This is a genomic window from Streptomyces ipomoeae 91-03 (genome assembly GCF_000317595.1).
GTDB lineage: Bacteria > Actinomycetota > Actinomycetes > Streptomycetales > Streptomycetaceae > Streptomyces > Streptomyces ipomoeae.
The window spans coordinates 41,716-49,587 of record NZ_AEJC01000356.1; the positions used below are offsets into that span (position 1 = coordinate 41,716).

Annotated in this window: 6 protein-coding genes; 1 reads left to right on the plus strand and 5 read right to left on the minus strand. The window is 71.7% G+C overall.

Going from position 1 to position 7,872, the window contains the following annotated elements:
• Positions 1–162: 162 nt before the first annotated feature.
• From STRIP9103_RS22780 to proB, 5 genes are all read right to left on the minus strand, one after another.
• Positions 163–1,227 (minus strand): SCO2583 family membrane protein, encoded by a 1,065-nt coding sequence (locus STRIP9103_RS22780; RefSeq protein WP_009319772.1) that lies wholly within the window; start codon positions 1,225–1,227, stop codon positions 163–165.
• A gap of 146 nt (positions 1,228–1,373) precedes the next feature.
• Positions 1,374–1,970: an SCO2584 family spore wall biosynthesis protein gene (locus STRIP9103_RS22785; RefSeq protein WP_009319763.1), complete on the minus strand. Its 597-nt coding sequence runs from the start codon at positions 1,968–1,970 to the stop codon at positions 1,374–1,376.
• Positions 1,971–2,082: 112 nt separating this feature from the next.
• Entirely contained in the window at positions 2,083–3,369 is a 1,287-nt protein-coding gene (locus tag STRIP9103_RS22790; protein ID WP_009319759.1) for a glutamate-5-semialdehyde dehydrogenase, read from the minus strand.
• Positions 3,370–3,531: 162 nt separating this feature from the next.
• The gene (locus tag STRIP9103_RS22795) at positions 3,532–4,002 is read right to left on the minus strand and encodes a hypothetical protein (RefSeq protein ID WP_048820788.1); all 471 of its coding nucleotides are present in this window, start codon (positions 4,000–4,002) and stop codon (positions 3,532–3,534) included.
• A 160-nt stretch (positions 4,003–4,162) separates the two neighbouring features.
• Complete coding sequence (gene proB, locus STRIP9103_RS22800) at positions 4,163–5,323, minus strand: glutamate 5-kinase (RefSeq protein ID WP_048820789.1); 1,161 nt, start codon at positions 5,321–5,323, stop codon at positions 4,163–4,165.
• Positions 5,324–5,785: 462 nt separating this feature from the next.
• Between proB and STRIP9103_RS22805 the strand changes: the two genes are divergently transcribed.
• Positions 5,786–7,861, plus strand: coding sequence for a hypothetical protein (locus STRIP9103_RS22805; protein WP_009319773.1), 2,076 nt, complete (start codon positions 5,786–5,788; stop codon positions 7,859–7,861).
• Positions 7,862–7,872: the final 11 nt, after the last annotated feature.

The window sequence follows — 7,872 nt, forward strand, 5'->3', positions numbered from 1 at the left end:
AGGGTTCGCCCTTCGAGCCGGGCGCTTCCGTGTGCGTCAGGCCTCTTCGGTTTCGGTCGTTCGGCCGGTCGGTCTTCGATCGGTCGGTCTTCGGCCGGTCGGTCTTCGGCCGGTCGGTCTTCGGCCGGTCGGTCTTCGGCCGGTCGGTCTTCGGCCGGTCGGTCACACCTTCGGCTGGGCCCCCTCGGCCAGTGAGCCGCACAGGGCGGTGGCGCCGCCGGTGGCGTACGGGTCGGTGCCGGCCGGGCCACCCTCCCTGGCCGTCTGGCCGGCGAGCAGCGGGCGCAGATGGTTCGTGGCGTCGTCGGCGCAGGCCAGGGGTCCGGCCTGGACGTAGGAGACGACGACCTGGGCCTGGCGGGTGCGCAGGTCGTCGTCGTCGAAGCGGAAGTGCAGCTCGCGCCGGATGGTGAACAGCGAGGCCTCGGCCTTGTCGCCGGAGGCGGGTCGCAGCGCGTACACGAGGGTGTGGGCGGCGACGACCTCCAGGGTGCCGGAGTCGAACTCGGCGGCCTGGAGAGTGCCCTGGACGCGGATCCTGGGGTCGGCGAGCTCGGCGCGGGAGGGGTCGAAGCGGACCAGCCAGCCGGTGGGGGCGTGCCTGCCGTCGGCCGTCGGCTGGTCGAAACTCTGCTCGAACTGGTCGAGCTGCTCCGAGTCGACCAGCCTGCGCACCGGCTGGACGGTGGTGCCGCCGAGCACCTCCGGGTCGAGCGAGGAGGCGACGAGGTACTCCTTGGCGATCCTCAGCGAGGTCACGACCTCACTGTCGGAGAAGTGCTCGGTGCGCCGGGTGACCGGCATCGTGATGCCGTCGGGGCCGACGCGGAATCCGGCGGCGGGGCTGTTCTCGAACAGCGTCTCGGGGTCCTTGGCGCCGGGCACCGGGGCCTGCGGCGCCAGCGGGATCACCGTCATCCGCAACGGCTCGGTGGGCTTCGCGGCCGAGGGCCGGTACGGATGGCGGACACCCATGTAGATCGCGGTGCCGAAGGCGAGGGAGATCAGCAGGACGAGGACCAGGGCCTGCCGGGAGAAGCCTCGGCGGATGGGCGGGCGGCGGCGTACCGCCGGGGCGTGGTCGGTGAGGCGTTCCTGTGCGGAGAACTCCTGGATGCGGGCAGCCCGGACGAACGACTCGTCGAAGACGACGGATCGGTATTCGTCCTCTCCACCGCCGGGGGCGCCCTCGGGTGTCCCCTCCGGTGGGTTTCCAGGCCCGCCCATACCTTCAGAGTAGGTCTCCGGGGGCTCCGGTAAACGCGCTGCTGCGTGGCAAGTTCTGACAGGTCCTCACCAGGTTTTCGAACGGCTGTCGAACCGTCGACCAAGGCCTCGGCAAAGGCTCTCGCGGTCTGTGGGGAACTCCCCCGTCAAGGCGTACGGGGATCCGCCGAGACCGCCGGCCGGGAGTAGTCCGCGGAGGCCGAGGGGCCGGTCGGGGTGCCCTGTTCGACGCCGGTGGTGGCGGGGGGCGGCGGCGGGACCTGGTCACCGCGGCCGGAGGAGGCGCCCCGGTAGACGGCCGTGAAGGCCAGCGCGACCATGCCTATGCCCATGACGAGGGCGAGGATCCAGGCGACGGGCCGGTGCCAGCGGGTCTGCTTGCCGTACGGCCTGCCGTGGAGTCCGTCGGCGCCGTAGCGGCCCTCCAGGATCTCGGGGTCTTCCAGGTCGTCCAGGTCGGGGTCGTGGCCGAAATCGGGGCCGAAGCCGTCGTCGTAGCGGTCGTCGTCGGCGCGGGGGCCTCTGGAGTGCGCCCGGCGGGCTTCGGCCTCCTGGGCCGCGGCGCGGGCCTCCGCCGCTGCGAGCAGACGTTCGACTGCGGTCGGCTCGTGGACCACGGCCGCCCGTACGAAGTCCTCGTCGAAGACCACGGAGGCGAACTCTTCGTCCATACCTCCGCGGTCGCGGTCGTCGTCGGGCTCCCAGCCGTCAGAGAACGGCGTGCCCCCCACGTCCTCCGGCACGGGATCCAGAGTAGACCGGGGTGGTCAATTTGGGCAGACGGTAAGGAAATTCATCCGTTTTGCTATGTGGCTCACAGGGACGCCGGTCGGCGTCCCTGTGCAGGAGCCTCGGTCAGCGTCGTACGTGGCCGTCGCCGGTCACGATGTACTTCGTGCTGGTCAGCTCGGGCAGGCCCATGGGGCCGCGGGCGTGCAGCTTCTGGGTGGAGATGCCGATCTCGGCGCCGAAGCCGAACTGTCCGCCGTCGGTGAAGCGGGTCGAGGCGTTGACGGCGACGGTCGTGGAGTCGACCAGTTGGGTGAAGCGGCGGGCCGCCTGCTGCGAGGTCGTCACGATGGCCTCGGTGTGACCGGAGGTCCACAGGCGGATGTGCTCGACCGCCTTGTCGAGGGAGTCGACGACCGCCGCCGCGATGTCGTAGGAGAGGTACTCGGTCTCCCAGTCCTCGGTGGTGGCCTCCACGACCGTCGCCTTGGAGTCCTTGGCGTACGCCATGACCCGTTCGTCGGCGTGGACGGTCACCCCGGCGTCGGCGAGGGCGTCCAGGGCGCGGGGCAGGAACTCGGGGGCGATGTCCTGGTGGACCAGCAGTGTCTCGGCGGCGTTGCAGACGCTGACGCGCTGGGCCTTGGAGTTGATCAGGATCTCGATCGCCGTGTCGAGGTCGGCGTGCGCGTCGACGTACACATGGCAGTTGCCCGTGCCGGTCTCGATCACCGGGACGGTGGACTCCTCGACGACCGTACGGATCAGGGAGGCGCCGCCGCGCGGGATGAGCACGTCGACCAGACCGCGGGCGCGCAGCAGCTCGCGTACGGACTCGCGGCTCTCGCCGGGGACGAGCTGGATGGCGTCGGCGGGCAGGCCGGCGCCGCCGACGGCGTCCCGGAGCACCCGGACGAGGGCGGTGTTCGATTCGTAGGCGGAGGACGAGCCGCGCAGCAGGACCGCGTTGCCGGACTTCAGGCAGAGGGCGGCGGCGTCCACGGTCACGTTCGGGCGAGCCTCGTAGATGATGCCGACGACGCCGAGCGGGACGCGGACCTGGCGCAGGTCGATGCCGTTGGGGAGGGTGGAGCCGCGGACGACCTCGCCGACCGGGTCGGGCAGGGCGGCGACGTCGCGGACGTCGGCGGCGATGGCGCGGACCCGCTCCGGGGTCAGCGTCAGCCGGTCGATGATCGCCTCGCTGGTGCCGGCCTCGCGGGCCTTGGCGATGTCCTTGGCGTTGGCCTCGACGATCTCGCTCGTACGTACTTCCAGCGCGTCGGCGATGGCGAGCAGCGCGTCGTCCTTCTCGGCGCGCGGCAGCGGCGCGAGGTCGGCGGCGGCGGCCTTGGCACGGTAGGCGGCCCGGGTGACCGGGGACATGGAGTCGTACGGAGAGAGCGTGGTCATACGGGAAGGGTAGTGCGCCCGGGGAGGCCGTCCGGCCGTTGTCCCACAAACCGAGACAAGCTCCGAATAGGCCCCGCGCGCGCCGCCCGCCGATCGGGACACGCGGAGAGCGGACGACCGGCTCGACAGCGGCTGGGACGACGCCCTGGTACTGCCACGGTGCTACTGGAACGGGTGAACCCCCACGGGTGTCGCCGGAGGCGGGCCGTAGCCCTCGGCGATGCGCTGGTGGTAGGTCTGGCGGTCGATGACCTCCAGGCCGACGATCTCCCAGGGCGGCAGCCCGGCCGTACGGCGGTGCTCGCCCCACAGGCGCAGGGCGACGGCGGCGGCGTCGTGGAGGTCGCGGGCCTCCTCCCAGTAGCGGATCTCGGCGTGGTCGGTCGCGTAGCGGCTGGTCAGCAGAAAGGGATGGTCGTGGGCGAGCTGTTCGAGGCCGCGTCGGACCTCCTGCAGCGGGGTCTCGGGGCCGGAGACGCTGAGGGTGACATGCCACAGCCGGGGCAGGTCCCGGGGCTCCTCGGCGCTCTCGCCGTCGTACGTGTCCGAGGCGGTGACGCTGGTGAGCGTCCGCTCCTCGCCGGGCGCACGGGAGGTACCACCACCACGGGACGCCGCGGCCCCGGGGCGCACTCGTCTCACGACGGCCTCCTTCGCAACGATGCGGGCTTCGCATCGGGTCGTGCGGAATCTCCCTGAGACAAAGTTGAGCAGGCTCAGGGCATTCGTGTGGCCGTTTTACGGAACGGACACCGCCGAAGGGCGGGCCTTTGCCCCTCGACGGGGCCGCTGGTCAGGGGTGGAGGAGGACGAGGTCGTCCCTGTGTACGACCTCTCGTTCGTACGCGGGACCCAGCTCGCGCGCCAGTTCCCGGGTCGAGCGCCCGATCAGCTGGGGGATCTCCTTGGCGTCGAAGCTGACCAGCCCGCGCGCCACGGCCCGGCCCGTGCTGTCGCGCAGTTCGACGGGGTCGCCCGCGGTGAAGTCGCCCTCGACCGCCGCGATGCCGGCCGGCAGCAGTGACTTGCGCCGGTCGACGACCGCGCGCACGGCGCCGTCGTCGAGGGTGAGCGAGCCCTGCGGGGTGGAGGCGTGCTGGAGCCAGAGCAGCCGGTCGGCGGAGCGCTTGCCGGTGGGGTGGAAGTAGGTACCGGTGTCCCGCCCGGTCAGGGCGTCGGCCGCGTGGATCGCGCTGGTCAGGACGACGGGGATACCGGCGGCTGCCGCGATCCGGGCCGCCTCGACCTTGGTGACCATGCCGCCGGTGCCGACGCCGGCCTTGCCGGTGCTGCCGATCTCGACGTGCGCGAGGTCCTCGGGGCTCCTGACCTCCGCTATCCGTGAGGTGCCGGGCTTGCTGGGGTCGCCGTCGTAGACGCCGTCGACGTCGGAGAGCAGGACCAGCAGGTCGGCGCGGACGAGGTGGGCGACGAGGGCGGCGAGGCGGTCGTTGTCACCGAAGCGGATCTCGTCCGTGGCAACGGTGTCGTTCTCGTTGACGACCGGCAGGGCGCCCATCGCGAGGAGCTTGTCGAGGGTGCGGGAGGCGTTGCGGTGGTGGGAGCGGCGGCTCATGTCGTCGGAGGTGAGGAGCACCTGGCCGACGCGGATGCCGTAGCGGGCGCAGGAGGCGGTGTAGCGGGCCACGAGGAGGCCCTGGCCGACGCTGGCGGCGGCCTGCTGGCGGGCGAGGTCCTTGGGGCGGCGGCGCAGGCCCAGCGGGGCGAGCCCGGCGGCGATGGCGCCGGACGAGACGAGGACGATCTCCCGCTCTCCTCCGCCCACCCGTCTCCCACCACCACCCTCAACCGAGGCCCTTCGGGCCGCCCCCGTCTTTCGGGCCTTGGCCAGGACGTCCACGAGGGCGTCCACCCGGTCCGCGTCGAGGCCTCCGGAGGCCGTCGTCAGCGACGAGGAGCCCACCTTGACGACGATCCGGTGCGCTTCCGCCACCGCCTGCCTTGCCGCTGACACGCGTATCCCCAATTGTTCCGACGAGCCCGGTGTGTGCTCCGCAATCTACGTGAGGACGCGGACCGGACGCGTCGCCATTTCGCTGGGCGGACGGCGTGACACCACCCCGCGAAGGGCAGCGGTGCCCTTGCCCGAACGGAGCGGGCTCCCCTTCCCGGGCGGGGTGAACGGCCCTCCACCGGCGGGGTGAACGGAATGCGGCCGTTGCATGGAGGCAGGGCGAAACTCTCCGAGGTTCCGGGCACTTTGCCCTGTTCACCCCGATTGCCCCGGCGGGAGATTGCCCCCCGGGCTCCCCAGGTCATACGGTCAGGGATCGGCCTCCTCTCTTGGGGCATCCCTGGGTCGGAAGGCGCCCGGGGGCGCACCTACCGAGGCGGGCCGCCCCCACTACTCTCATTGCCCCCTCCGTCCGTCGCACCCTCCGCAGGAGCCCAGCCCGTGCCCTCCGCAGGCCTCGCCCCACGCCGCATCGCGCAGCTGTCAGCGCTGCTCGCGATGTTCGCGCTCTTCACGGCCCAGATCGTCTCCGCGCTGCTGCCGAACATCCCCGTGTTCGTCGCCGCGAGCGCGGCGGGCCTCGTCCTGGACACGTTCCTGCAGTACCGCGACCCCGGGCTGCTCGCCCTGCTGGGCAAGGTCCGCTTCGACGCGGTGGTGCGCCAGCTGCTGCGCGACATGCTGATCCTGGTGGGGCTGCTGCGCATCGAGGGCATCGACCCGCGGACCGAACAGGCGCCGCTGCTGGTCGGTGTGTGCGTCTTCTACGCGGTGCACTTCGCCTGCCAGGGCGTCTCGGTGCTGGTCCGCCGCACCCGGACGCTGCCCATCGTGACCCGCAACATCGACGCCTCCGCGCTGCGCCTGACCGCCGCCCCGCCGCGCATCCTGGCCCGCCGCCAGGCCCACCGGCTGCTGACGTTCTCCCTGCCGGTCACGGCCGGTCTGCTGGCCACGGCGACCACGAAGGACGCCACCTGGGGCGGCATGGGCCTCGGCGCCGGTCTCGTCCTGCTCGCGGGCGGCACGGTGTACCTGGCGACCTGGCTGCTGCCGAAGCGGCGGGCGAAGAACGAGCAGCAGGTCATGGAGTGGCTGGACGGCTGGCTGGCCGCGTACCGGCCGACCACGGCCATGTACTTCTCCGGCGGTACGACCTCCGCGTACCAGGCGAACATGTGGCTCTCCACGCTCTCCCAGCTGGAGAAGCCGCTGATCGTGCTGCGTGAGCGTTTCATGGTGCAGAAGATCGACGCGACGGACGTGCCGGTGATCTGCTTCCCGAAGGTCTCGACGATGTTCTCCCTGGAGAACTCGACGCTGAAGATGATGCTGCACCCGGCGAACGCCGCGAAGACCTCCCAGGTGCTGCGCATCCCCACCATCAAGCACGCCTTCATCAACCACGGCGAGAGCGACAAGCTCTCCTCCTGCAACCCGTACGCGAAGGCGTACGACGAGGTGTGGGTCGCCGGCCCCGCCGCACGCGAGCGGTACGCCCTCGCCGAGGTCGGCGTCGAGGACAAGGACATCGTCGAGGTCGGCCGCCCGCAGCTGGCGCCGATCCGCCCGTACGCGGGCCCGCCCACCGGCACGTACACGACCGTCCTGTACGCCCCCACCTGGGAGGGCTGGGACGGCAACCCCGGCAACACCTCCGTGGTCCTGGCCGGCGAGAACATCGTCCGCAAGCTGCTCGCCGACGACAAGGTACGGCTGCTCTACAAGCCGCACCCGATGACCGGCTCGGTCGACCCGCGCGCGGGTGCCGCGAACGAGCGCATCAAAGCGATGATCCGCGAGGCCAACACGAAGCGCTCGGGCGCCCGGCCGGGCCCCGAGGCCGCCGCCGAACTGGCCCGTCGTACCGCCGAGTTGGACAAGCTGACCTCCACCTCCTTCCGTGCCAGCGCGGACGAGATGGAGCGGATGCTGCTCCAGGGGACGCCGAGCGGGGACCGCGAGGCGGCCATCGCGGAGGCGACACTGGCCTGGGAGAAGGCGTACTGGGCGTCCTTCCCCGAGTGGGAGCACCTCGTCATCACCGAGGCGCGGCCCGCGATCTTCGCCTGCTTCAACGCGTCCGACCTGCTGATCAGCGATGTCTCCTCGGTCGTCTCCGACTGGCTGTCCAGCGAGAAGCCGTACGCCGTCGGCAACACGTCCGGGTTGACGGAGGAGGCGTTCCGTACCGCGTTCCCGACGGTGTCGGCGGGTGTCATCATCGCTCCCGACGCCGCCGAGGTTCCGGGGCTGCTGGACGCGGTCCGCGACCCGGAGAAGGACGCCTTCGCCAAGGCCCGCGCCACCCTCAAGGAACACCTCCTCGGCCCCTCCGACCCGCCGTCCATCGTCCGCTTCCGCGCGGCGGTGGAGACGCTGTGCGCCAAGGCCGACGACCGCCGCGTCCGCATGGGGTCCCGCCTCGCCGACGAGATGCCGGCACCGCGGGAAGCCGACGGGGACGAGGGCGCCGACCCGAGCGACTCGGAGGACGCCGCGAACGCCCAGTTGTAGTCGCCGGATGC